This is a genomic window from Streptomyces sp. NPDC046308, assembly GCF_055588065.1.
On record NZ_JBVJFB010000010.1, the window covers coordinates 1 to 22,322 of the forward strand.

The window sequence follows — 22,322 nt, forward strand, 5'->3', positions numbered from 1 at the left end:
GCCGCATGGCCGGCAACGAGCGGATGACCGCCGAAGGCCACGCGGACCAGGCCAAGGGCAACGCCCGCCAGGCCAAGGAAGACATCAAGGACACCCTCCGCCGCCACTGAACCACCCCCGCCCGCGGCCCTGAACCGCGGCACCCGCTGGGCCCCGACCAACGCCCCCTGGTCGGGGCCCAGCCGCGTACCGGGCCGCACATCCGAGCAGCAGCTGTGCCCGGACGGTCGACTCCTCGTTTGTGAGCCCGACCGGAGAGTCGGACGGGGCCGCAGCGTGGGCCTTGCCGAAGACGGCGTTCAGCAGGCCGAGGGAGGCTGCTGGTTGCTGAGGGCGATGGCCTGCTCGGCGAAGACGTCGGCGATCGGGAGGGCGGCGCCTTCGTAGCCGAGGGCGCTCGCGGCGCGGCCGCGGACCCAGACGCGGGTGGGGGGTGTCGTCGGAAGCGGTTTCCGCGGAAGGCGCCAGGTCCTTCCAGGCCCGCCTGGACCGCCTGGAGTCTTCGGCGGTGACGAACCCTGGTCGCTAGTGCTCTCGGAGCTACGCGAAGGTTCCAACGACAGTGGGCGGGTTCGTATCCGAGGATACGAACCCGCCCACTGTATGTGACATGGCTCACACATTTGAGGCAGGTCGCTGCGAACAACCGGCCTCCGAAGCCCTCCAGGCGAAGGAGTAGCTGTCCCGCCCACTGTCCTACGAGAAAGGGTGCGACGCACGCGAGACGGACGGCCCCGGACAGCGCCGGACGACAGCCGGCTTTGCACTGCATTGCCGTCAGGCTGCCTGAATGCCCCTGCAGGCGCGTGACCAGGACGCCTGCCGATGGAGCCTGCCGGACAGTTTCGGACACCTGCGGACGACTGCGGACTTTCACGGACGCGCCCCGGACGACCACTGGGGTCTGGAGCCTGCTCGACGCGTACCGGACCAGCTGACTCCGGTTGATGAAGTCTCGCTCCTCAGCGCTTCAGACAACTTGCTTCAAATCAAGGGCTATTGCTCTCTATGTGTCCCGTCAGCATGCTTGAAGAAGCACTTCCGTCTACGGAAGGCGTGAAGGTCTGCGAAACCCTCACGCCGCTTCAACACGGACATGCCCATCGAGAAACCCTCCAGGCGACCCACCACACAAGGACTGCTGTCACATGTTTTCGTCTCAAAACTGGTTTCGCCGGCCTGTCGCCGCGCCAACTGGCTGTGTCCCGACACCCGAGGTACCCCGTAGCTTCGGGCTCGCCCACGCGCTCACCCTCATCACCGTCCTCGCGGCTGCGAGCGGCCTAGCGTGGATGTGGGCCGACGGTCACGCTGCAGAAGTCATCGGCGCTGTTCTCGCCGCCGTACTGACCGAGCTCATCGTGGCTCCCGTCCGCCGCAGCATTGGCCACCTGCACCACAGGAGCCAGCGGTGAACACACGCGAGTCCCTGGCCTACGAACTCCGCAAGCTCGTCAAGAAGGACACCACCAACCTGGCGCACCTCGCCTCCATGACGGGAATCCCCCGAGTCTCGCTCAGCAGCATCCTCAACGGTCGAAAGTTTCCCTCCAGCGCAGAGCTCCGCCGTCTCCTTGAAGCTCTCGGAGCCCCTGCCGAACTGGTCATGGAACTGCAAGATCTACATTCCGAGGCGCGGCATGAGGCTCGTGGCCCAGCCACGGCGGGAGCCGCCAGTGCCGGCGAGGGCGGCGTGATCATCACGGGGGCGCAGAACGTCACCGTTAATCCGGCCTCGGGTCAAGGAACCCAGACAACCGGCGCCCACGCCATGTACAGCAGAGAGCCTATGCCGCAGTACGGACGCCCTGACCCGTTGCCGATCCAGACGCCGATGGATTTCATCGCGGCTCTCACAGCTGTTCACGTCTGGGCTGGTGAACCCTCCTACCGTCGGCTGGAGAACGTCAGCAACGGCCAACTCAAGCGCAGCACCATAAGCGACATGCTCAAGGGCACGAAGCTCCCATCGTTCGACCGCTGCATCGCGTTCCTCCGAGCCTGCGGCATTGCCAACATCGATGACTGGGTCTTCACATGGCGTCGCCTCAAAGCCCTCGACCGCCCTGAGACCACCCCATGGCTGCCCGGAACCGCTGGCTGACGGACTGCCAACCGCTGAGGCACCTTCACTGCCCGGTGCTCTGCCACTTCGGTAGTGGGCGCACACGCGGGAGCCCCCGACCGGGGCTCTGTCGCAGGCGGCCCGCCTGCGACATCCGCGGTCATCTGGACTAGCCCGGCCCGTTGTTTTCCCGAGGATGGTCACGCGGGCGTGCCCCGTATCGTCCCTTGTGAGCGACGCGGCCGGGTTTCTAGCCGAGCCAGACGATGTCCAGGACGGACAGGTGCCGCAGCATCCGGTTGGCGAAGTAGATGACGGACAGGCGGCCGGCGGACGCGATCCGTACGTCTTCGCCCTCGATGTCGTCGGGGTCCCACTGGCGGTAGCCCCACGGGTCGGCCGCGGCGGCGTCGAGGAGGTCCCAGACCGTGTCTTCGGCGTGCTCGGGGAGTTCGGTGAGGACCTTCGCGGCCGGCGTCGAAAGTCGGACCGCGTACGGCTGCGGGTTCACCGGCGCCGCCGGCCGCGGAGCTCGGCCATGTCCACGAACCCGGACTCGTCGTGGCCGGAAGCTACGAACGCATCCACCGCCGGGGCGGAGACGAGACGCGCCTGCCACACGTGAACGACCTCGTAGAGGGTGGTCAGGGAGAACGTCCGGCGCGACTCCTCCAGCGCCGCCGCCCACTCGGCCTCGAACGCCGGCACCCACCGCTCCGCCCGCCGATCAGCCCGCAGCTGCGCAAGGAGTTCGGCCGGCGCGCCCGGCGCGGGCGCATACGGGGCCGCGGGGGCAGGGGTGCGGTCGGGCTGGGCGCTCATCGGCTCCTCCTCGTCGGGGTGCTACCCGCCACGGTAGAACGCCGTGGCCCCGGCCGGGGAGGCCCGGACGGATGCCGCAGTCCGGGCCCGCCTGCTGCCGCGCCACGGGACCGGCAGCAGGCAGGACGGAACAGCACCGTCACGCCGAGGTCTTCGCGGCCTCCATGTGAGTCCGCCCGATCACCGGGCCGTCGTGAGGCCGCGTGCCCGGGACAGGGTGGTGCAGCGGATCCCGCCGCCAGGGTGCCACTCCAACACCGCGCCCACCGCGTCACCGTGCTCGACGCACCGGGAGACAGGAACCACCCCGCCGCAGTCGTACCGCGCGCACACGCAGGCCTCCCCCGGGCCCGCGTATGGGACCCCGTGGCGGACCACCCCGCCCGTAGGCCCCGGCCCGGCGGTGCCGCGCAGGCGGGCGGGCCAGGCCAGCGTCAGGCGCAGGCCTTCCGCTCCCGACCTAAACCGCTCGATCACCCGGACCTCCCCCAGCACCGCCAACAGCGGCGTACCCGGCACGGTCAACCGGCTCACCGACGCGCCGAACGTCCCTGCCGTCAGGGCGGCGAGCTCGTCGGCGTCCGTATCGGTGGACCAGCCGGACAACTCGTCCTCCCCTCCGGCGTCGTCGGCCAGGACCAGGTGCGGGTCATCGAGCCGGAACCGGAACGTACGACGCTCGCCGCCGTGGACGACCAGCGAGGCCGCTGGCATGGCCACGGCACGCCGATCTTGTCGTGGTCCAGCAGCCACGCGACCACCGCCGCCCGGTCGAACTGCGGATGCACATCCGTACCGCCGGCCGGGTCGGGAAAGTCGTCGTGCCGACGTCGCCAGTTCACCACCGCGGCCCGCCCGACCCGCGTCATCCGAGCCACCTCCGCCAGCAGCACCCGGTCCTCGCCCGGCACGACCGGAGTGAGGGCGGCGAGCGGGGAGCGGCGCCCCGCGGAGACGGCGCGCACCGCTCGCCAGTCCACCGAGGGCCGGGTGACGGGGAGCAGGGCGACGTCCTCGGCGGAGTAGAGCGGGACCGTGGTGATCCCGCCGTGGTGCTTGTAGTCGATGTCGACCGAGCCGACCGGGGTGACCCAACCGAGGCGGACCACCTGGTCGAAGTCGACGCGGCGGACACCGAGGCGGACCGCGGCCTGGTCCGGGCCCAGGGGCACGTGCCGGTCGAGGAGGGCGGGCAGGTCCCGGCGGCGGGCGAGCGTGTTGACCTGGTCGGGGTGGACGTCGGGGAACGCGATTTCGCCGCCGAGGTAGACCAGCAGGCCGGCACGGACCAGGTGTCCGACCGCGGAGGCGGTCACCCGCGGCCGGCACCGCAACGGCTCCCCCAAGGCTTCCGTCAGCCGGTCCGCCGCCCACCCCGCACCCGCTACCCGCAGCGCAGCCCGCACGGCCTCCGGGTCGGCGGCCTCCACCACCGCACGCGACCACCAGCCCGGCCCGACGTCCGAGGCCGGGACCAGACCTGAACCCGTCGCCCAGCGCCACGCCGCCACCGGCACCCGCAACCGGCCCGCAGCCTCGGACTCGCCGAACACCTCACGCACCACACGCCCCAACGGAATACACCCCGATCCACACCACAACGACCCGACCACCGGACCGCGCCCGAAACATGACGAAAGATCCTTATTGCTGTCAATAGCCATGATTTCGGGGCAAGTTGGAGGCACACCGCACAAGCCGCCTACGCGTACGCGAGGGCCCGGATTCACCCGGGCGGGGGACAGCAGCGGCCACGGAGGGCTGCGGTCGACCGGGTCTGCGCGTCGTCACCGCGCCCGGGATGGGCCTCACGCTGCGGAGCGCACGGCGATGTACGAGACGTTTCAACCTGTCCTGCCATCGGGCGGGCCGGAGGCAAGTTGCCTGCGGCTAGGTCACGTTCATGCAGGTCAGAGAGCTATGGAGACTTCAGGCCCGAGAAGTTCAGAACTTTTTCAGATCTTGTGTGACATTCGCAGGATTCCCCCGCACATGAGCCCGTACAACAAGTCGACTGTCGTCTCCGGCTTACGCGCGACAAACCAAGATCGTCGCCAGTCCGACGCAGTCCAGAACCGGGGAGATTTTTATGCGTACGGACGAGATCACTCAGGCCGTGGACGCCTGCCTGTCCGACCGAGCGGACCGGATACAGCAGGGCGCCGCCTTGGTCGAAGAACTGTCGCACTACGGCTTCGAAGGGCCGGAGTACACGCTGTTCCGTGACGAGCTGTGGTTGCGGAGCGAGCCGATCCTGAAGGGCATGCTCCGCAGCGGCGAGCTCGGTCGGCTCTCGATCAAGTACCACCGCGGGCGGGGCATCACGCTCTGGATCAGCGCCGAGGATGCTGCCGCCCTCAAGGCCGATGCCGCCGCCCGCGACGAGATCCTCGTCGACATGCAGATGAACGCGCTGGAGACGTTCCGGCGCAAGGCGCTGATCGAAAAGGGGTGGGACCCGAACTACAACGGCCCCCGGGGGCCCCGCAGCCTGATGTCGTCCTACATCGACAAGTGCATCTGGGAGTTCGGGCGGCTGTTCAAGGACTGGGCGCAGGAGCGGTTCCGCCGGCACAGGTCGTACGCGCTCAGCGACGTCGGGGAGGAGACGCCGGGCGGGCGCAGGGGGATCGTAGGTCTGCTCCAGGCATCCCGCTACGTGGCCGAGTTCGAGGCAGACCGCTTCGTCACCGGGTTCGAGGAGATCTTGGACCAGCAGAAGGTGGAGACCCAGGCGATCATCCGGCTGACCATCGACGGCTACCCGGACGCCGAGATCGCGGACAAGCTGAAGATCACCAACGGGGCAGTGCGCATGCGCAAGGTCCGCTTCCGGGAGGTCATCTATCAGGCCGCCCGGGAGCGGCGCATCTGGATCCCCGAGCAGCTCCACGCCAAGGCCAAGATCAACCCCGCGAAGCAGCAGGCAGGTGCCGCGTGAAGACCCCTGCCCCGACGACCCCGACTCCGGCTTTGTCTGTGGAGGCCGGACGGTGAACAACATCCTGAACGACTCGCTCGCCGAGCTCATCGGGGGGCTGGCTCTCGCCGTGGTCCTCGCCGGTTGGGCCTGGATCCGGCGCACGCGCCGCGCCGCTCCGCGCCCGCAGGAACAGCCGACCCTGCCTCGGCAGGCCCGCCGTTACACCCTCCTCGACACCCCCGGGGATGACGGGCAGCCCCGGCACCTCCTCAGTACCCTTCCGGCCGGCACGGTCGTCACCTGCACCGCAGGCGGCGGGCCGGAGCGCTTCGAACTCACTGACGCGGTCCTGCCCGACGGCTCCTTCGCCGCCGAGCCGCTCCACCGGTTCCAGTAGCACCATCGGACCCAGCACCGGATCCGACGCATGCGCGGGTAGGCGCTCCGCGGCATCGCGAAGGGCCGCCACCCCACGGGGTGGCGGCCCTCGGCCTGCGCTGCCCTACGGGACCTGGGTGAACTCCACGTCGGTGCCGCCGCAGCCGGCCACGATGTGCCACCAGGGGAGAACGCCATGAGCCTGTCCACGCTGTACGCATTCCTCGGCCACGACCTCCTCGGCGACGTCGTCGCCGCGGTCCTCGTCGCCGGGACCGGATACCTAGCCAAGAAGATCCGCAGCAAGGCCCGCAACCGGAACGACGGAACTGACCAGCCCCGCTCGTAGCCGAAGCGCTGCCGGCTGCTGAGTCCGCGACGTCACGCCGCCAGGGGCGCCTTCGGGCGTTCCGGGCGGCGGTTCGACTGCCACGTCCGGCCGGGCCCCGCGGGAGAGGACGGTCCACGGCCTTCCAACCGGCGTTGCTGCGGGGTTGTCACTCTCCTGGGTGAACGTGAGGGGCCTGGGGGGAGAAGTGGGGGGTGCGCGTCGTCTGGGGGGCGAGGACGCGAGGGTTCCGCGTCCTCGTGTCCCACAGATCATGGAGATCCACGAGATGACGCTGTCGGAGTCGACCGGGTATGCCCCGGCCGTCGTGAGCGCGGTGCCCGCGCTGGGCAGGGTGATGCGTCCGAGCCGACGCGGGGCCGGTCGCCGAAAGTCCCCCGGGGCGGATGCCGCTGAGGATCTGGGCGGCGACACCGTCTCTGCCCGCACCCGCGGTGCGGGCACGGCCGCGCTGACGGCCGCGGCCACCGCGGTGGCGCCGGGTGCGGGCGGCACCGGTCCGGGCAGGGAGCGGGGCCGGTGGTAGGCGAGCAGGCCTCGGAGGAGGTGGTGGTGCTGGCCGTGGACGTGGCGCAGCGGCTGTACGAGGCGTACGTGCCGTTCATGGAGACGGAGCCCTACGAGCTGCGTCAGGAGTTTCGGACGCTGCCGCTGGCGACGTGTCAGGACGTGGCGCAGGAGGCGTATCTGAAGGTGGGCCGTGCCGCCGCGGAGGGGAAGCTGGACGCGGACACGGACGTGATGGCGTACCTGCACACGGCCGCGCGCAACCTCGCGGTGGACAAGTACCGCCAGCAGAAGCGGCTGCGGCGACACACAGTCCTGATGGGCGGGGACGCGATGGACGTGCTCCCTGCCCGGCGGACGCTGGCGCAGGAGGACCGCGAGGTTCTGCGGGAGGTCGTGATTCCGCAGATTCGGAGCATGCGCGACAGCCAACGCCGGCGGGTGGTGGAGCTGCAGAGCCGCGGGCTGAGCGATCGCGAGATCGCGGTCCTGATGGAGATATCGGTGGAGCGGCTGCACAACCTGCGGAACAAGGCCGTCACGCATCTAAGGGGCAAGCTCGCTGGGCATATTCGGGACGAGTACCGCAAATCGAAGAAGAGCAGCGGGGAGAAGGACAGGTGACGGATGTGAGCAGGTACGAAGGCCCCTCCGGCGGGGCCCAGGGCCCGGATCCGGTGGTCCCGGCCGGGCTCGCGGACCTGCTGGACCAACTCGCCGGGCCCAAGGACGCCTGGGATCGGCCCGACGGTGACTTCGGGCCGCTGGACGACTCCTACGGGCTGAGCCAGGAGGAACGAGAGCACGCCAACTCGATGTACCGGCTCGGCTCGAAGGCCCTCGTCCGCGGCGATCTGCTGCGGGCGGCGAACTGGCTGGGCTCTGCGGCCGAAGCCGGGCACCCCGGGGCGATGTTCCGCATGGCCGCGCTGACCACGCGCGCCGGCGGAGCGGTGGACGATGTGCGGTTCCTGGTCGCGGAGGCGGCCCGGCACGGGCACGGGGATGCCGAGCGGCTGCTGGCCGGGACGGTCGGGCGCAGGATCAGCGGCACGTGGACGATGCAGGACCCGGAGTTCTTCGACGAAGTCCGGATCGGGATGGGCAAGCCGCTCGTCCTGCACACCGGCCACGGCGACGAGAACCTCGGCGGTACGGGCGGGAGCACGAGCCGGGCGGACGGTCCGCGGCTCGTCCTGCTGCCCCAGACCCGCGTCGAGCAGCCCGGCCCGCGGACTGTGCCCGGGCGCCCGGCCGGACTTAGGTCGGTCCCCGCAAGCCGCAGCGCCCGCACGGCGGCGGCCCAGGCGCCGGTCGTCCAGCCCGACCCGGCAGAACCGAGCAGGCCGGACGCTGCCACGCCGCCCCCGCACCGGGAGGCGGAAGCGCGCGACAGGAGCGCCGGGGCCTGGGCGGTGGGAGTGCTGCGGCCGGCGGCGCTGACGGAGATGTCCAGGAGCCGTCTCGTGCCCGCCGACACCGCGCAGCAGTGGAAGGCCGCCGTCCGTGCGCTGGACCTGCTGCTCCACATCGAGGCGGTGCAGGGCATCGCCAGTCGGACGCTGCGGCGCCGAGCGCAGCTGTCGGCCGCCGCGCTCGGCTTACTGCTGGAGCTGCTGCGCAGCCAGCAGTTGGTCACCACCGTCTCCGGCGTCCACTTCCCCGGCCCCGTCCTGGCGATGGCCCGCCGTGGCGACCCGCCGGAGCGGCTGATCCAGCAGTCCCTGGACCGGCTGCGCGACCAGACCCGGGCGGCGATCTACATCAGCACCTACGCCGGCGGGCAAGTCGTCGTGCCGCACTACTCCGAAGGGCCGCTGGCCCCCGGGGTGCAGCAGTGGGTGGACTTCCGCGACACCGCGCACGCCAGCGCCAACGGCAAGGCACTGCTGTCCCAGCTCACCTTCGAAGGGCGGATGGACCACCTGACCCGACACCAGCAGATCAAGCTCACCGACCACACCATCACCACCTCCCGCGAGCTGTTCGACGCCCTCGACGGCGGCGGACCCCACGCCGCGCAGTACGACTACCGCGAGTACTCCCGGCGCAACGTGTGCGTCGCGTACTCCGTCGGCACCCCCGGCAGGGCCACCTGCGTCGCCCTGTCCCTGCCCTCCGGCGAGGAACACCGCCTCCGGCAGGCCGCACGGGTCCTGCGGACCCACTCCGCCGGGCTCCTCCTGTCCCTGCTGCTCGCCGAACAGGCCGGCAGCCGCCCTCCCCTGTCCCTGGCGGACCAAGCGCCTCTGGAAGGAGCCGGCGCGCAGGTCCGCCTCCCCGTCCGCCGCTAGCAGCGGCAGACCGGGGTCCGGGCGGGCACCCCTTCTCCAGCGCCCGCCCGGACCCAACACACCGCGGCCACGGCCGGCCTCTGCCGAGGCGAACCGCAGCGCAAGTGCCGCCCAGCAGACGCTTCGACGCGCCGAACCGCCCCGCGCGCCGAGCTGCGGCGAGGTGCGCGAGCAGCCCCTCCATGCCCGCGCGCACGGGTCCGTCAGCGTGCCCTCCGGGCCCCCGGCACCCACGGAGGTCGGGCCTGCTCCCCCACCAGATCCACGTCCAACGAACACCCCTGCGAGGTACAGCGTGTCCCTGACCACCCCCAATCCACCCGCGACCCCGCCTCCCGCCACGCCGGCCGGCCCCCAGGAAGGGGGCGCTCCCGCCCCGAACCCGTCGAAGACCGTCAAGGTCATGGCGATCCTCATCGCCGTCCTCTCCGGGACGCTCGGCGCGCTCCTCGCCTTCATGCTCACGCGTCACCTCGGCGCGAGCGAGCTCGTCGCGATCGGCTCGGCCGGCGCCACCTTCCTCGGCGTCTCCGCAACGGTGAAGTACATCGAGGAGAAGCTCGGCCTCCTGTAACCGCTCACCTGCAGACCTCAACTACCCCGGCGTGCGTCGGCGGCCCGGAGGAACGTCTGGACCCGCGCGTGGCGGTCATCCCTTCAGTGGATCCCCGTACGCGACCGGGCCGCGCAGGGCAGCCTGGACGTCGCGGTCCGGCCGACAGGCGGCCGACCGCGCTGCCGGAAGCAGGTGATCGTGGTGGACAAGATCCTCAACACGCTGAAGGCCGCGCACGAGGGGTCGGTGGGAGTGCTGCTCGCCGACGGCACCGAGCCCGGACCCGTCTACTACGACGTGGGCAGCGGCGCGCACATGCCGTCGACGAAGGAGTGGCACGCCTATGACGGACGGTTCAGCCGCCCCCGCGCCGCCGCCCTGCGGGGCAGCTGCACGTGCGGGTGGCGGGGGGCGGCCGAGTACCCGCTCGACTGGGCCGCCCTGCGAGCGGACCGGCCGCTGTACGAGGCGGACATCGACCTGTCCGGTCCGATCGCGGACTACGGCGCCCACCTGTCGGTGATCCGGGACGCCGCCGTGCAGCTCCCCGCGGACCTGACCGGACTCCTCGCCCAGCTCGTCGGCTAGCTCGGTGGGCTGGCCGACGAGGAGCCGCTGGTGGCGCTGAAGGCGCTCGCGGACCTGCGGTACGTCATCGCCGAGGTCGGCCAGGACGCGGCCTACGAACTCGCCGCCCAGCAGGTGCCGATCGAGGAGATCGCGACCGGGCTCGGCACGAGCGAGGCCGCGGCCCGCACCTACATCAACAGCTACCTCCACCCCTGAGCCCGCCACGGCCGGCCCGGTCCATCACCGGCGGCAACGTTCCGGCCGCGCCATGGAAGTGCTCATCTATACGGGCAGGGCCAGTCGGGAACCGAGGCGGAAACGCATCTCGCCGGCCGCGTGGCGGATCTCCTCGGACTGCGTGCCGTCCTCGAGCACGCCGAGGAGCACCATCAGGGCCCGGGCCTCGTCCCCGCTGATCAGCTTCAGGCGCGGCTCGGTCACGCCGTCGAGGAGCACGTCCAGCATCTCGTCCATGCAGACACCAACGCCCGGCCGCACGCCGGAGTCACCGGTCTGCAGGCCGGCCTCGGTGCCTCACAGCTCGCCCGCGCGATGACGCTCGCGCGACGAGGCGAGGTGCGTCAGCCGCTGCTGTTCTTACAGCGGGCCGACCGGCTCGGCGCGGGGGCCGGCGTCGGGGTGGCGGACGGGCTCGGCGTCGGCGACGCCTCCGGTGTCGGGGAGGTGTCCGGCGTCGGCGACTCCCCCGACATGGAGGAGCTCGACGGCGTCGGGAAGCCGCGAAGCAGCGGATGCCCCGCGGGGACCGTGATGAAGGCGGCCGGCTCGGCAGCGAACGCCACCGATCGGGCCCTGCCGTCGTCGTGGAACGAGACAGCGTCGGCGTTCAGCCCGGCGGCTTGGGTACGGCCGTCCCGGCAGTCGCCGGGTGTCCCGGTGAAGGAGTCGCTCACCAAAATCGTGGCCGCCGCCAGGACCGCGACAGCCAGCACCGCGCCCGCAGGGCGTAACCAGGACGCCCTGCCCAGACCCTGCGGCAAGCCGACGCGTGCACCCCTGCTCTTGGTGCGGTGGGGTTCCGCTCCCTCAGGCGCCGTCGTGTTCCGGGCCCTTTCGAGGAGCTCATCGGCGTCGCGACGGGCCTGCGCACGGATGTCCTCTGCATCGGCGTGCGCGCTCGTACGGATCCGTTCGGCTTCTGCGTGCGCTTCCGTGCGCAGGGCCTCGGTGTCACGGACGGCGGCGTCGTGGGCCTGGCGGGCTGCGGCCCGCGCCCTTCTGGTCGCGGCCTGGGCCCGGCGCTGGAGCAGCTTGGCGTCCTGCCAGTGCCCGCGCCATTCCTGCACGAGGGCGGTGTCGGCGCGGAACTTCGCGGCGGCCGGCTTGTCCAAGCCGCTGGGGGTGGTGACGACCCGGAGGTATTCCAGAAGCGCGTCGAGGGTGGGCAGGCGCTTGCCGGTGAGCATTTCGTTCAGGCCGGTCGTGGTCAGGCGTGGCCGCACCGAGGCGGCGGCGACCGTGTTGTAGGAGGGGGTCCCGCCGGATATGTGGACCAGGTTCAGCTTCTCGGCGAAGGTGTGCAGCGCGGTCTCGTACTTCTCGATCGCCTCACGGTCCTGCGGCTCGACCCCGGGTGCTTCGGTTGCCATCAAACCCCCCTGCCTGTGCGGAAAAGCCACGCTAGAGGGCGGTGAAGCCGTACGTATGCGGATTGCGCCGAACGCTTCCGGCCGCTGCGCCCCGTCCGAGAACGGCCCGCTTCCCGACGGCCGAAGCACAAGATCATCCGGGTCCGGGCGGGCACGTACGGATCACTGGGAAGCAGGGCTTCAGGGCGCTCTCCTGGAGTCATGACCGACACCGGAACCACCCCGCAGACATCCGAGCCCTCCCAGCCCCCGGCCACCCGCGAACCGGACCCCGGTACGCGCTGTGTCCCCGACGCCGTGGTCCTGGTCGCGCTCCTCGCCACCTGCGCCGGCATCTACCTCACCGTGGGCGAGGCCGGCTTCGCCGGCGTCATCAGCGCCGTCGCCGCCCTCTACGGCACCTGGCGCGCACGCCGATGAACCCGGTCGACGGCCTCCGCGTAAGCCCTCGCTCAGAAGCCGACGGCGACGCGCTCGCCGACCGCGACAGCCGCACGTCGGCACCCCGCCCGCACGGCGGCCAGATCCGCCCGTACGTCAGGCCTCCGCCGCGATCGGGCGGCCGCGGCCGCCCGATCGGCGGCCGCGTGCAACTCGGCCCGCGCGGCCGCACCGTCACCGGGGAGCACCGTGACCTCGGCCGCGTCCGCGACCGTCGCCACCAGCCGCGCCAGCTCGGCCGGCCCGGACGCCATCTGGTGGATGTGCACGCCGAGCAGCCGGGGCGCCCATCCTGCGAGGGCGCCCCGGATCTGCTCACACAGCCCGTCCATCCCCGCGTGCGGGCCGTCGGGCGCGATACCGGCGCTCATCTCCCCATGGTCACCGCCACCACCGACAACACGCCTCGGCCCGTGCTCGACCGCCCCTACGGGGCGGGGGTGAACTCCACGTCGGTGCCGCCGCAGCCGGCCGCGATGTCCAGCAGCCGGTCCCGCTCCATCTCGTCGACCGCGAGGCCCCAGCGGAGTTTGGTCGCGGTCCACTCGGCGCCGTACCGGCACAGCGCGTCCGGAGCCGGCGGCAGCCACTCCGCCGGGTCCTGGTCAGCCTTGCTCCGGTTCGAGCGGGCCGTCACGGCCACCAGCGAGGCCGGCTGGCCCTGGTCGTTCGCGTACGCCTCCCGCCGCGCGGCCGTCCACGCCGACGCCCCCGAGTCCCAGGCCTCGGCGAGCGGGACCATGTGGTCGATGTCCAGCGCCCCGGCCGGCGTGACCTCCCGCTCGTCGTAGTACGACCACCAGACCCCGCCGGTCAGGGTGCAGCCCGGGCCGATCTCCGGGTACACGATCGCCTCGGCCAGCAGGACCTCGGCGCGGGTGTTGCAGCCGTCGGCCCGAATGTCGCCGGCGTTCCAGTGCCGGAAGGAGGTGCGTTGGTAACCGGTCCGGTCCTCCACCGCGAGCGGGAGCGCGGACACCGCCACCCCGATCGGCAGAACCTGCGGCACAGCAGCAGCCGGAGCGGCCGGGTGTGCGCTCGCCCGCACAGCGGCCGGGAGCGAAAGAGTCATTGCGAGGACAGCGGCGGCCGCGACAGCGGACCGCTTCATGATCATCATGGGCTGGTTCTACCGGCACCCATCCCGTCCGGGACAGCCCGAGCCGGGCGATTCACCCGCCCGCGCAGGGCAGTTCACCGGCGAAACGCCACTGCACACCCTCCTCCGGCAGCAGTGCGGGCCGCCGCCCGATGGGGCGACGGCCCGCACTCGCGGCCGGTATGCGGCTGTAGCTGCATGCTCCAGCTACGGGTGGGTCCTCGCGCAGGCTCTCCGGCATGGGTGCCCGAGCTGCGCGCGGGGGTTAGCGGCGGCGGCCCCAGGTCTCGGTGTCGACGGTGCGGCCGCGGTCGTCGCGGAGGGTGGCGGTGTCGGAGCGGTTGTCCCAGACGTAGTCGCGGCGGTCCTGGAAGAGGTCGGTGCGGGTGTCGCGGCCGTTGCCGGTGTGGATGCGGATGGTGTCACGTGCACCGATGCGGACGTTGTCGAAGCGGTAGCGGTTGCCGTCGCTGTCGCGCAGCGTCCAGCCGCGGAGGTTGATCGGGTTCCGGGTGGTGTTGCGGATCTCCACCCACTCCGCGTTCAGGGAGCGGTTCGAGCGGTCGTCCCGTCCGGGGCTGTCGGCCTGGACCCGGCTGATCTCCACCCGCGGCCGCTGCTGGTGGTGACGGTCACCGTCATGGGCGGCCGCCGGCAGCGCGGCGGCGGAAACGATGGCGCCGGCGGCCAGGACCGTGGCAGCGACACGGCGCACGGAGGAAGAAGCAGAAGACATAGGTGGCGCTCCCTCAAGAACAGCCCTCCACCAGCCGAAACACAGTGGTGAAGCGCTTTCGGTGTCGACCCGGTTGAGCCGAGGACCCACACTCTCGACCCGACACGACCCCGGGCGCACCACCTGAAGACGCCGGTTAACCGGACACAGACATCTCCGTCACAGTCGTCTGCATACGGCACATATTCCGCCGAACGTGGCCCTGACATTCACTGACTGCTACACCCATCCACCCTGGGAGCCACAACTCCCCATCTTGCGCTCCGGCGCACCACCGGGCGCACTTCTCCGCCGCCTCACCCGGCCGGACCAGTGGATCAAGTAACAGCTGTTCTGCGGGATTCTTCGCGCACGGGCCCGAACTTCGCACACACTCGCGCCCTCGTGTAGCCGATCGTGATCGGCGGGAGAGTGGTTCGGCTGCGGGGCGGGACGCCGCCCGTTCGGTGGCGGGGTGCGTCCCGGCGGTTAGCCGCCGGCCGCGGCCGGGCCTCGCCGGACCGCGGCACGTCCGCCGCACCCACATCCAGGCGCAGCCGCTGGAGCCTGAGCGGGTGGCGGAAGACACCGCCGTGGTCGATGGCCCGGTCGGCTCTGACCTCGGCGACCAGGACAGGGTGGACAAGGGTGGCGTCGAGGGCGTCACGGCTCCCCCATGGCGCCGACTGCGCCCCCGTCCACGGATGCCCGGGGCTGGCTGCGGTGAGGTGCTCGGCAACCTGCCGGGCCCTATCCGGGCGCAGGGGGGCGGTCCGACCGACGAGTCGTCGTCCCTGTGGCCGCCTCCGGATCTTGGCTCACCCCTGATACCCCGGTAGGTAGCGGCCGTTCAGGGGCTTGCCCACTATCCCCTCCACGCGCCTTTGCAGAGATGGCCCCCGGAGCGGGGGCCTTCCTTCCCCCTAGATCTGACGGCCACCGATGTGCGTGGGTCGGAGTTCAGCAGAATTCTTCGCGTCAGCGTCGCCTTCACCTGTTGCGTGTTCGCAGGCGGACGGAGCTGAGTGGTGGAAGTAGGCGCGCGAGGCATCCCATGCCAGGGTCAGAGCCACAATCGCAACAACGGCTACAACCTGCACCGTTCCCCGCGCGAAACCGCCTACTACGGCCCCCAACCCTCCGAGGCTGATCAGAATGGCCCCAGCCGCCGGAATTTTGGGCACTTTCACATAGTTTGCATCTAAGGTCATATTTGCCCCACCTATCCCGAATGGCGTCAATGTTCGTTTGCATTCGACGCTACCCGGGGCACTGAAAAGCAGAGGGAACCGTTCACCCGACCGGATGGCATATTCCATCCAGGTCTTCTGCGCGGGGCGGCTTCGGGTGTACCGTCCTGACCCTTTTCCGACAAGCGACCTTCCTCAATCTGGGTAGATGTTCGCTCTATCGCTTGACCTCGTCCGCTCGCATCTCCAGCCGCCGGCGAAGACCAGGTCAGCGCGGCAGCGGCCATGGGCATCGTCGTGGTCGTGAATCACGCTCCGGCACGGACCGGCTTCTGCTGGCCCTCCTGCAGCGCGGCACGGCAGGGCACGCAGAGGGAGTTCGCGCGGACTCCGTAGCGGCAGCAGGGCTGCCGGCACTTCGCGCAGGGGCCGATCTGGGAGGGGGCGCAGGTGAGGGCGGGGATCCTGCTGGAGGGCTGGGGTGTGCTCATCGGGGTCCTTTCAGCGGGTGCCGGTGGCGGCATGAACGTTTTAGCGTCGGGCTGGCCTGTTTGTGAGGGTGGCGGGGCGGAGTGTTCCGGGGCCGTAGCGGGCGCGGGCACGGTCGGTGACCGCTTCGAGGGCGAGGGCTCGGCCGTCTGCGGGGTCGAGGGTGAGTTGCTGGGTGGCTTCATGGGCGGGGCGGAGGTCGTGTGCGCGCAGGCTGATGGCGCGGACGCGGGCGCGTTGGAGGCCGAGCTGGGCGTAGAGGTCGTGGGTGGTGGTGGCGATGGGCCGGGTGTGGGCGGTGGCTTCGGGCAGGGTGCGGGTGCGGGTGCTGTGGGTGCGGTCGGCGTAGCGGACGGTCAGGGCCAGCCCGCCCGCAGTCTGCTGGCCGTCGCGCAGGCGGGCGGCGACTTCTTCGGCGAGGGAGAGCAGCGCCTGGCAGTGGGTGGCGGGGTCGAGGATGTCGTGGTCGAAGGTGCGGTCGGCGCCGAGGGACTTGGGGATGGGCTGTGCCTGGACGGTGCGTGGGTCCTGGCCGTGGGCGTGGGCGTGGAGGGTGCGGCCGGTGGCGGCGCCGAGGAGCCGGACGAGGGCGGTGAGCGGGGTGTCGGCGAGGTCGCCGATGGTGTGCAGGCCGTACGCGCGGAGCTTGCCGGCGGTGGCCGGGCCGACGCCGTGGAGGGCCGCGACCGGGCGCGGGCGCAGCCACTGCTCGATGTCACGCTGCTCGATGACGGTGGTGGTGCCGAGCGGGGTGACGGTAGCGGCCATGGTGGCGAGCATGCTATTGGAGTTCCGTCGGGTTCCAGATCGGGCCGAGGTAGGTCGTTCGGGCTGTTCACCCTGGTCAAGGGCCTGTCGGGGCAGTGCACACTATCGTGTGAAGATTCGCTAGTTCCTCCTGGATTCCAGGAGTCCCAGTCGTAATTTGCGTGCTCGTGGCGGATTCCAAAACCCGTCGCTTCACGCTGATCGGCCGAGGCGACGCCCCCAGCGAGCCGGTCGGGCTGGAGCCGGGACTGGCTGATGTGCTGACCTTGCAGCGCCGGGCAGCGACTGGGGTGTTGCAGGACGATGCTCGGGCGCTGTTCCAGGACACGCTCGCGGAGTACTGCTGGGCGCGGGACGTCGCTGGCCTGGCCGCGACCACGCTGAACCGGTTGGTGCAGCCTGTGATCGAGGTCTGCTCCTTCTATGACGTCGTGCCCTGGGAGCTGACCTCGCGGGCCCTGGACCAGTACTTTGCCGGGCCAGGCAAGCGGGCGCATTCCACCAACCGCCGCAAGGTCACGCTGATCGACCACTACTTCGCGTTCCTGGAGCAGCGCTACGCCGGGGAGATCGCGCGCCGGTTCGGAGCGGTCGTGGAGTCGCCGGTCGACGCGTTCAACCGGCCGCGGCATCGGGGTGACTTCGGGCTGCGGATCCCGCCATCGCCGGCGGAGACGAAGGCGTTCTTCGCGGCCTGGCGCCAGGAGCTGGCCCGGGCGCGGAAGTACCCGGTGGCCGTGCGGAACTACGTGATGTCCAAGACCGCGTACATCTCGGGCGTGCGGGCGACGGAGCTGTGCCTAGTCCGGTTGGGTGATCTGTTCTGGGACCAGGGGCAGTGGGGCCGCTTCCTGGTGCGGGGTAAGGGCGCGCGGGGGTCGGGGCCGCGAGAGCGGATGGCGTTCATGTTCGCCGAGGGACGCGAGCTGCTGTGGTGGTACGTGGAAGAGATCCGGGGCCTGTTTCCCGATGATGCGTTGGACCCGTATGCGCCGCTGTTTCCCTCGGAGCGTTTGCCGTCGTCGCTCGCGGATGTGGCGGTGGCGGCGCCGGTGCATCCGGACACCTTCCGCCGGGCTCTGAGGGCGGCGTCGTTGGCGCACCTGACGGGCACGGTGACGGTGCTGTTCCCGCATCTGCTGCGGCACGCGTGTGCGACGCACAACTACCAGGCCGGGATGCCGTTGTGGGATGTGCAGGTGCTGCTGGGGCACGAGTGGCCGACCACGACAGTCGGCTATCTGGCCAGTGCCCAGGGGGATCCGGAGCGGGCCAGCCTGGAGTCATCCCGGCGAGCGGTTCGCCGACTGAGTGGGGAGACGTGAAGCGGTGAAGTGGAATCTGCGGTGGGTGGCGGCCCAGCGGGACATCTGGCGGCCCAGCCAGCTGAAGATTGCGTTCGAGGAGGTCGGGTTCACGCCGTCGCTGAGCAAGGTCGCGGCCTTGTGGTCGGGTAAGCCCGTGACACTGCGGCTGGACGACCTCGACATGATCTGCGCTGCGCTGGGATGCGAGGTAGCGGATCTGCTGCACGCCGAGCCGGTCGCAGGCGCCGACGCCGGACAGGAGACGCTGCAGCAGGCGGCTGGACAGAACCCGCGGGCCGGCAGCGGCAGCCGCCCGATGCCCCGCCAGGGCGTCCCCGGGGCCGTCCGGCGCGCCCTCCCTCCGAACTAACACCTGGAGGCCGGGATGGGGACGGGTTCGTGCGGGTTGTGTGCGATGTGGGGCATGATCACGACCATGGGGGTGTGCCGGGAGTGCCGCCGGGAGACCTACGTGATGCGCCAGGGCCGCCTGCGTGAGGGGGAATGTCGACGGTGCGGGTGGGCAGCGATGGTCGGATCGGATGGCACATGCCGGTGCTGCCGTATCGCCGTCCGCCTGGGGCAGGATGAAGAGTGGCTGGCCGCAGAGCTGAACCGCGAGGCACTGACGCCCGGCCGACCGCTCCAGCTGGCCGTCGAGGTCGACGGGCTGCGCCTGAACGCCTTCCCGCTGCGTCAGCCCCGAGGACATCGGCCGGTGAAGCGGCCGACATGGGCACGTAAAGCCCCACCCGTGCCGGAGAACGATGCGTCCGTGTGCGTGGAGGAAGTGCCCGGCCAGCTCGGCCTGTTTACCCCCTGGCCCCGCACCTTCACCCGCGAGCACGCCCGCCGGATCGCCGGCCGCACCCTCCCAGACCTCCCGGCCGTGGTCGCCGAGCTCAGGAAGTTGGCGGCCGAACGCGGGACCGGAGGGACATGGATGGAGCACACCAGTGGAGGCGCCGGCCTCGCTCTCGCCTCCCGGCCGCCCGACGAGCACCTGGTTCGACCCGAAGCCCTCGTCGACCTGCCGCAGATGCGGCCCACCATCCACCTCGCCCTCCAGCGCGCCGGACTCCTGGCGCCGGCTCGGCCGCGGCTGGTGCCCGGCTGGATGTCGAAGCGCAGGGGCAGCTGCACCGACTGTCTGGCCTGGACGAACGACGACGACCAGCGTTGTGCCAAGTGCCTGAACTGGCGCCGCACCCACTCGGCCCACGCCTGCGATCGCTGCGGGCGCCTGCTGCCGGTGCGCGACGGACACTGCCGCAGGTGCCTCCTCCTGCTCGCAGAGACTGAGTACGACCTCGACCGCATCGCCCTCGACGGCGCTGATCAGCTCTGGTTCGGCGGCGTCTTCGCACCGCGCCTGCGGACGAGCGTCGACCGTACCGGGCGGATGGCCGGGATCTACGGCCGGCGCCGCCTGCAGACCAAACGCCTCGCACTGGTCCGCGCCACGCGGGCCGCCCGGCCGGTCTCCGAACACCTCGCCGTACCGGGACAGTTGCCGCTGTTCGTCATGGACCGGGACTGGTCCGCCTTCCTCGCCAGGCCGATGCCCGCACTCACCCCGGCCGCGACCCGCCTCGTGGACGGCTTTGCCGCCCACATCCGCACCCGCAGCTGGAACAAAGACAGCCTCCAGGCCAGCCTGCGCGCCTTGCGGATCCTGACCGCCCACTTCGGCGCCGACGCCCCCCTGCACGAGGCCGAGATCCGCCACCTGGCCCGCTACACCCACCTCGCGGCGCCGCGCGTCATCAACTACCTCCGCAGCGCCGGCCTCCTCGCGTCGGACGCGAAGTCCGACGCGCACCTGGCCGGAGCCCGCCGCCTCGCCGACCAGGCGCCCGCCCCGTTCCGGGCAGGCACACACCAGTGGATCGACGTGCTGTGCGCCGCCGGACCTCGGCCGAGCTGGCCCCTGGCGCCCTCAACCGTTCGCAGCTACGTCCGCAAGACAGCCCCCTGCCTGAAAGCCTGGCACGCCGCCGGAGTCGACGACTTCCGGGCCGTCACCGTCGACCACGTCCAGCAGGCCCTGGCGCCCCTGCGCGGCGAGGCCAGGAAGTCACTGCTCACAGCCCTGCGCTCACTCTTCCGCGCCCTCAAACGCGAAAAGCTGATCTTCCGCGACCCCACCCGCACCATCGCCGTCACGACCGCCCGGCCCCTGCCCCGTCCCCTGGCGGACGACCAACTCGTCGGCGCCCTTGACCGCCTGACCTCAGCCCGCGACCGGCTGACCCTGGCCCTGGCCGCCGTACACGCCCTGAGCGTTCACGATCAGCGCGGCCTCCTGCTCGACGACCTCGACCGCACCCGCGGACTCCTTCTCGTCCGCCGCGCCGGGGGAGCCAAGCACGTCGTCTATCTCGACGAACTCACCCACCAACTGGTGACACAGTGGCTGGCCGAAAGGCACCGCCGCTGGCCTGCCAGTACCAACCCCTATCTCCTGATCACCGCGCAGACCTCCGCCGACGACAGCCACCCCAAGGCGCATTCCAACGCCATCAACAAGCCTCTGAGACGGATCGGCCTGCAGGCCAGCCGCTTGCGAGCCGACCGAATCCTCGACGAGGCCAAGCACACCGCCGATCCCGTCCAGCTCATCAAGCTCTTCGGCCTCTCGCCGGCCACTGCCTGGCGGTACGTGCGCGCTGCACACCCTGACCGCATTCACCGGGGAAAGGGGCTCCGGCCAGCGAGCCGGCCGACCATGCCCTCGGACGGTCCCGGGGCGGGCTGACCACGAAGATCCACCTCGCCGCCGACGGCCGCTGCCAGCCGCTGGCCTTCGTCCTCACGCCGGGCCAGGCCGGTGACGCGCCCGGCGTTCCCCCGGGTCGTGGCCGCAATCTGGGTCATGAGGCCGAAGGGCAGGTCGTGAACCCGTCCGGTGATTGTGCTGGCCGACAAGGTCTATTCGTCGCGCGTGATCCGCGAAGCTTCTGCGCAGACGCAAGACTTGCGTCAAAGATATTCGTCCGGAGGCGGGCATCGGGGAAACAGCTTCCCCTCCCCGCGCTTCTTTGCATCCCGTCGAATCTCCTCGACGTAGTGGACGGCATCCGTCTTTTGCAGGAAGGACCTGGCCTCAAGGCCCCAGTAGTCAAGCCCTGCAGGGGTAGGACCGAAGAGACGGGCGAGACGGTCGCCAGCCTTCTCAGCCCAAACATCTCGGTAGCCTCTTTGGCTGGGTTGGGGTTGGGGCCTTGACTCAATGAGCCCCAAGGCGGCTGCCAGGTAGCTTACTAGCAGAGCCATTCGACGGTGCCGTCCCGCGGTGTCGATACCCGGGATCCGCGGGCGCTCCTCGATGGCCTGGGGCAAAACGATTGAGGTACCGCGACCGAGCATGTAAACCAAATCGGTGGGGATCCATGAAAAGGCGCTGGTGTCATCGTTCCAACGCGCGACGAAGGCGACTTCCGGATCGGTGAGAACAGACTGACCGGAGGATAGGTGGTGCAGGGCACGGTGTACTGCCCCACCCGCCGACGGCATGGTCGCGGGTGTCGAGTCAACCGAGCCATCGATCACCGTCGCCAACCGGTGGCTTCTTCCCGTCCACGCCGGGTCCCCGGCCAACTCGCGGGAAACTTCTTGCGCCGCCACTGTGGCTGCGGTAGCAAGGGTGGCCGGATACTCGGCATTGCCGAGGAGGACTGATGCAGGTGTCCGTTGCAGTTCGTCTAGCGCTTCAACGGCGTCGTCCAAGGGGAGCCCTTGCTGCCAGGTGAGATCCGCTGTAGCGAGTAGGACCCAGCCGAAGGGGTGAAGGAACGCCTCCAACAGCGGCCGTTCGAAGGAGGACACCTTGAGGCCTGCGCGATGCCGCAACGGCACCATGGCCTTCCGCAGCCTCTCTGCCTCATCGCGATCACTGGGGCTGTCAGGACTGAGTGGGTGCAGATCCCGGCGCTCCGAGACCTTCGACCAGAACTGCCACTCGACTTTATTGCGATCTACAGGAATCTCAAAGGGCAGTGTCACGTCCAGGGAGCGTATGGGTTGGAGATCGCACAGACGGCTGACGAAGGCACCGGGCAGTTGGATCTCAGGAGGCACCTCCTCGTGGATGTGGGTCTGCAGGTAAGAGACCCGTAGCCGGTTGACCAGGATCTGAGTCTCGCTGACCATCTCCTTCTCCTTCCGGTCTCCGTGCCGCTTCGACTACAATGATCCGTGGTGCATCGGGCGCACGCCTGCGGGAGTAACGGAGGTATG

General features: G+C 70.5%; 26 protein-coding genes and 1 pseudogene. 15 read left to right on the plus strand and 12 right to left on the minus strand.

Features of this window, described 5'->3' with window-relative positions; all coding sequences use genetic code 11:
- Both ACZ6JT_RS31480 and ACZ6JT_RS31485 read left to right on the plus strand, forming a co-directional pair.
- Positions 1-110: CsbD family protein (locus ACZ6JT_RS31480; protein ID WP_469215503.1), on the plus strand; the 110-nt coding region annotated here is incomplete at its 5' end.
- A gap of 1,301 nt (positions 111-1,411) precedes the next feature.
- A complete protein-coding gene (locus tag ACZ6JT_RS31485; protein WP_469215036.1) occupies positions 1,412-2,104 on the plus strand; it encodes a helix-turn-helix domain-containing protein in 693 nt (230 codons plus the stop codon).
- Positions 2,105-2,315: 211 nt separating this feature from the next.
- Here the strand turns inward: ACZ6JT_RS31485 and ACZ6JT_RS31490 are convergent, their stop codons facing one another.
- From ACZ6JT_RS31490 to ACZ6JT_RS31505, 4 genes are all read right to left on the minus strand, one after another.
- Complete coding sequence (locus ACZ6JT_RS31490; RefSeq protein WP_469215038.1) at positions 2,316-2,576, minus strand: hypothetical protein; 261 nt, start codon at positions 2,574-2,576, stop codon at positions 2,316-2,318.
- Positions 2,573-2,887, minus strand: a complete 315-nt coding sequence (locus ACZ6JT_RS31495) for a DUF6247 family protein (RefSeq protein ID WP_469215040.1) — start codon at positions 2,885-2,887, stop codon at positions 2,573-2,575. Before ACZ6JT_RS31495 ends, ACZ6JT_RS31490 begins: the two co-directional genes overlap by 4 nt.
- Before the next feature lie 180 nt (positions 2,888-3,067).
- On the minus strand, positions 3,068-3,493 hold the full coding sequence (locus ACZ6JT_RS31500; protein WP_469215042.1) for a hypothetical protein: 426 nt from the start codon (positions 3,491-3,493) through the stop codon (positions 3,068-3,070).
- Positions 3,445-4,452, minus strand: coding sequence for a hypothetical protein (locus ACZ6JT_RS31505; RefSeq protein WP_469215044.1), 1,008 nt, complete (start codon positions 4,450-4,452; stop codon positions 3,445-3,447). Before ACZ6JT_RS31505 ends, ACZ6JT_RS31500 begins: the two co-directional genes overlap by 49 nt.
- Before the next feature lie 524 nt (positions 4,453-4,976).
- On the opposite strand from ACZ6JT_RS31505, the gene ACZ6JT_RS31510 reads away from it, so the two are divergent.
- The 8 genes from ACZ6JT_RS31510 (at position 4,977) to ACZ6JT_RS31545 (ending at position 10,680) form a co-directional block, all read left to right on the plus strand.
- Positions 4,977-5,828, plus strand: a complete 852-nt coding sequence (locus ACZ6JT_RS31510; RefSeq protein ID WP_469215046.1) for an RNA polymerase sigma factor — start codon at positions 4,977-4,979, stop codon at positions 5,826-5,828.
- A gap of 52 nt (positions 5,829-5,880) precedes the next feature.
- Positions 5,881-6,207, plus strand: a complete 327-nt coding sequence (locus ACZ6JT_RS31515; RefSeq protein WP_469215048.1) for a hypothetical protein — start codon at positions 5,881-5,883, stop codon at positions 6,205-6,207.
- 177 nt (positions 6,208-6,384) lie between these two features.
- Positions 6,385-6,537 (plus strand): hypothetical protein, encoded by a 153-nt coding sequence (locus tag ACZ6JT_RS31520; RefSeq protein WP_328741319.1) that lies wholly within the window; start codon positions 6,385-6,387, stop codon positions 6,535-6,537.
- Between the two features lie 519 nt (positions 6,538-7,056).
- Positions 7,057-7,668 carry an RNA polymerase sigma factor gene (locus ACZ6JT_RS31525; RefSeq protein WP_469215050.1) on the plus strand — a complete coding sequence of 204 codons (612 nt, stop codon included), beginning with the start codon at positions 7,057-7,059 and terminating at the stop codon, positions 7,666-7,668.
- 5 nt (positions 7,669-7,673) lie between these two features.
- Positions 7,674-9,338 carry an IclR family transcriptional regulator domain-containing protein gene (locus ACZ6JT_RS31530; RefSeq protein ID WP_469215051.1) on the plus strand — a complete coding sequence of 555 codons (1,665 nt, stop codon included), beginning with the start codon at positions 7,674-7,676 and terminating at the stop codon, positions 9,336-9,338.
- Positions 9,339-9,633: 295 nt separating this feature from the next.
- Positions 9,634-9,912: a hypothetical protein gene (locus ACZ6JT_RS31535; protein ID WP_469215053.1), complete on the plus strand. Its 279-nt coding sequence runs from the start codon at positions 9,634-9,636 to the stop codon at positions 9,910-9,912.
- A 180-nt stretch (positions 9,913-10,092) separates the two neighbouring features.
- Entirely contained in the window at positions 10,093-10,482 is a 390-nt protein-coding gene (locus ACZ6JT_RS31540; protein WP_469215055.1) for a hypothetical protein, read from the plus strand.
- A gap of 30 nt (positions 10,483-10,512) precedes the next feature.
- Complete coding sequence (locus ACZ6JT_RS31545) at positions 10,513-10,680, plus strand: hypothetical protein (RefSeq protein WP_469215056.1); 168 nt, start codon at positions 10,513-10,515, stop codon at positions 10,678-10,680.
- A gap of 66 nt (positions 10,681-10,746) precedes the next feature.
- Here the strand turns inward: ACZ6JT_RS31545 and ACZ6JT_RS31550 are convergent, their stop codons facing one another.
- Together ACZ6JT_RS31550 and ACZ6JT_RS31555 are read right to left on the minus strand one after the other, a co-directional pair.
- Positions 10,747-10,938, minus strand: coding sequence for a hypothetical protein (locus tag ACZ6JT_RS31550; protein WP_469215058.1), 192 nt, complete (start codon positions 10,936-10,938; stop codon positions 10,747-10,749).
- A gap of 107 nt (positions 10,939-11,045) precedes the next feature.
- Positions 11,046-12,074, minus strand: coding sequence for a hypothetical protein (locus ACZ6JT_RS31555; RefSeq protein WP_469215060.1), 1,029 nt, complete (start codon positions 12,072-12,074; stop codon positions 11,046-11,048).
- A gap of 201 nt (positions 12,075-12,275) precedes the next feature.
- On the opposite strand from ACZ6JT_RS31555, the gene ACZ6JT_RS31560 reads away from it, so the two are divergent.
- Positions 12,276-12,494: a hypothetical protein gene (locus ACZ6JT_RS31560; protein WP_469215062.1), complete on the plus strand. Its 219-nt coding sequence runs from the start codon at positions 12,276-12,278 to the stop codon at positions 12,492-12,494.
- A gap of 32 nt (positions 12,495-12,526) precedes the next feature.
- Here the strand turns inward: ACZ6JT_RS31560 and ACZ6JT_RS31565 are convergent, their stop codons facing one another.
- The 5 genes from ACZ6JT_RS31565 to ACZ6JT_RS31585 form a co-directional block, all read right to left on the minus strand.
- Positions 12,527-12,886, minus strand: a complete 360-nt coding sequence (locus tag ACZ6JT_RS31565) for a hypothetical protein (RefSeq protein WP_469215064.1) — start codon at positions 12,884-12,886, stop codon at positions 12,527-12,529.
- Positions 12,887-12,942: 56 nt separating this feature from the next.
- Positions 12,943-13,626 (minus strand): HNH endonuclease family protein, encoded by a 684-nt coding sequence (locus tag ACZ6JT_RS31570; RefSeq protein WP_469215505.1) that lies wholly within the window; start codon positions 13,624-13,626, stop codon positions 12,943-12,945.
- A 253-nt stretch (positions 13,627-13,879) separates the two neighbouring features.
- Complete coding sequence (locus tag ACZ6JT_RS31575; protein WP_469215065.1) at positions 13,880-14,350, minus strand: lamin tail domain-containing protein; 471 nt, start codon at positions 14,348-14,350, stop codon at positions 13,880-13,882.
- 1,477 nt (positions 14,351-15,827) lie between these two features.
- The gene (locus ACZ6JT_RS31580; protein WP_469215067.1) at positions 15,828-16,010 is read right to left on the minus strand and encodes a hypothetical protein; all 183 of its coding nucleotides are present in this window, start codon (positions 16,008-16,010) and stop codon (positions 15,828-15,830) included.
- A 40-nt stretch (positions 16,011-16,050) separates the two neighbouring features.
- Positions 16,051-16,776 carry a DNA polymerase Y family protein gene (locus ACZ6JT_RS31585; protein WP_469215069.1) on the minus strand — a complete coding sequence of 242 codons (726 nt, stop codon included), beginning with the start codon at positions 16,774-16,776 and terminating at the stop codon, positions 16,051-16,053.
- 167 nt (positions 16,777-16,943) lie between these two features.
- Between ACZ6JT_RS31585 and ACZ6JT_RS31590 the strand changes: the two genes are divergently transcribed.
- From ACZ6JT_RS31590 to ACZ6JT_RS31605, 4 genes and pseudogenes are all read left to right on the plus strand, one after another.
- Entirely contained in the window at positions 16,944-18,101 is a 1,158-nt protein-coding gene (locus ACZ6JT_RS31590) for a tyrosine-type recombinase/integrase (protein WP_469215070.1), read from the plus strand.
- A gap of 4 nt (positions 18,102-18,105) precedes the next feature.
- Complete coding sequence (locus tag ACZ6JT_RS31595) at positions 18,106-18,453, plus strand: helix-turn-helix domain-containing protein (RefSeq protein WP_469215072.1); 348 nt, start codon at positions 18,106-18,108, stop codon at positions 18,451-18,453.
- Positions 18,454-18,837: 384 nt separating this feature from the next.
- The gene (locus ACZ6JT_RS31600; RefSeq protein ID WP_469215075.1) at positions 18,838-20,841 is read left to right on the plus strand and encodes a hypothetical protein; all 2,004 of its coding nucleotides are present in this window, start codon (positions 18,838-18,840) and stop codon (positions 20,839-20,841) included.
- A pseudogene (locus ACZ6JT_RS31605) lies at positions 20,781-20,918 on the plus strand (IS5/IS1182 family transposase); the annotation flags it as partial. The gene ACZ6JT_RS31600 and the pseudogene ACZ6JT_RS31605, both read left to right, overlap by 61 nt.
- A 147-nt stretch (positions 20,919-21,065) precedes the next feature.
- On the opposite strand, the gene ACZ6JT_RS31610 reads toward ACZ6JT_RS31605, so the two are convergent.
- Positions 21,066-22,235 (minus strand): hypothetical protein, encoded by a 1,170-nt coding sequence (locus ACZ6JT_RS31610; RefSeq protein ID WP_469215077.1) that lies wholly within the window; start codon positions 22,233-22,235, stop codon positions 21,066-21,068.
- Positions 22,236-22,322: the final 87 nt, after the last annotated feature.

What these genes read in the sequence shown, in the direction of transcription:
- ACZ6JT_RS31495 (WP_469215040.1), bottom strand. Translation starts at nt 2,887, where the DNA reads ATGAGCGCCCAGCCCGACCGCACCCCTGCCCCCGCGGCCCCGTATGCG.
- ACZ6JT_RS31510 (WP_469215046.1), top strand. Translation starts at nt 4,977, where the DNA reads ATGCGTACGGACGAGATCACTCAGGCCGTGGACGCCTGCCTGTCCGAC.
- ACZ6JT_RS31520 (WP_328741319.1), top strand. Translation starts at nt 6,385, where the DNA reads ATGAGCCTGTCCACGCTGTACGCATTCCTCGGCCACGACCTCCTCGGC.
- ACZ6JT_RS31550 (WP_469215058.1), bottom strand. Translation starts at nt 10,938, where the DNA reads ATGGACGAGATGCTGGACGTGCTCCTCGACGGCGTGACCGAGCCGCGC.
- ACZ6JT_RS31555 (WP_469215060.1), bottom strand. Translation starts at nt 12,074, where the DNA reads ATGGCAACCGAAGCACCCGGGGTCGAGCCGCAGGACCGTGAGGCGATC.
- ACZ6JT_RS31560 (WP_469215062.1), top strand. Translation starts at nt 12,276, where the DNA reads ATGACCGACACCGGAACCACCCCGCAGACATCCGAGCCCTCCCAGCCC.
- ACZ6JT_RS31565 (WP_469215064.1), bottom strand. Translation starts at nt 12,886, where the DNA reads ATGAGCGCCGGTATCGCGCCCGACGGCCCGCACGCGGGGATGGACGGG.
- ACZ6JT_RS31570 (WP_469215505.1), bottom strand. Translation starts at nt 13,626, where the DNA reads ATGAAGCGGTCCGCTGTCGCGGCCGCCGCTGTCCTCGCAATGACTCTT.
- ACZ6JT_RS31575 (WP_469215065.1), bottom strand. Translation starts at nt 14,350, where the DNA reads ATGTCTTCTGCTTCTTCCTCCGTGCGCCGTGTCGCTGCCACGGTCCTG.
- ACZ6JT_RS31580 (WP_469215067.1), bottom strand. Translation starts at nt 16,010, where the DNA reads ATGAGCACACCCCAGCCCTCCAGCAGGATCCCCGCCCTCACCTGCGCC.
- ACZ6JT_RS31585 (WP_469215069.1), bottom strand. Translation starts at nt 16,776, where the DNA reads ATGGCCGCTACCGTCACCCCGCTCGGCACCACCACCGTCATCGAGCAG.
- ACZ6JT_RS31610 (WP_469215077.1), bottom strand. Translation starts at nt 22,235, where the DNA reads ATGGTCAGCGAGACTCAGATCCTGGTCAACCGGCTACGGGTCTCTTAC.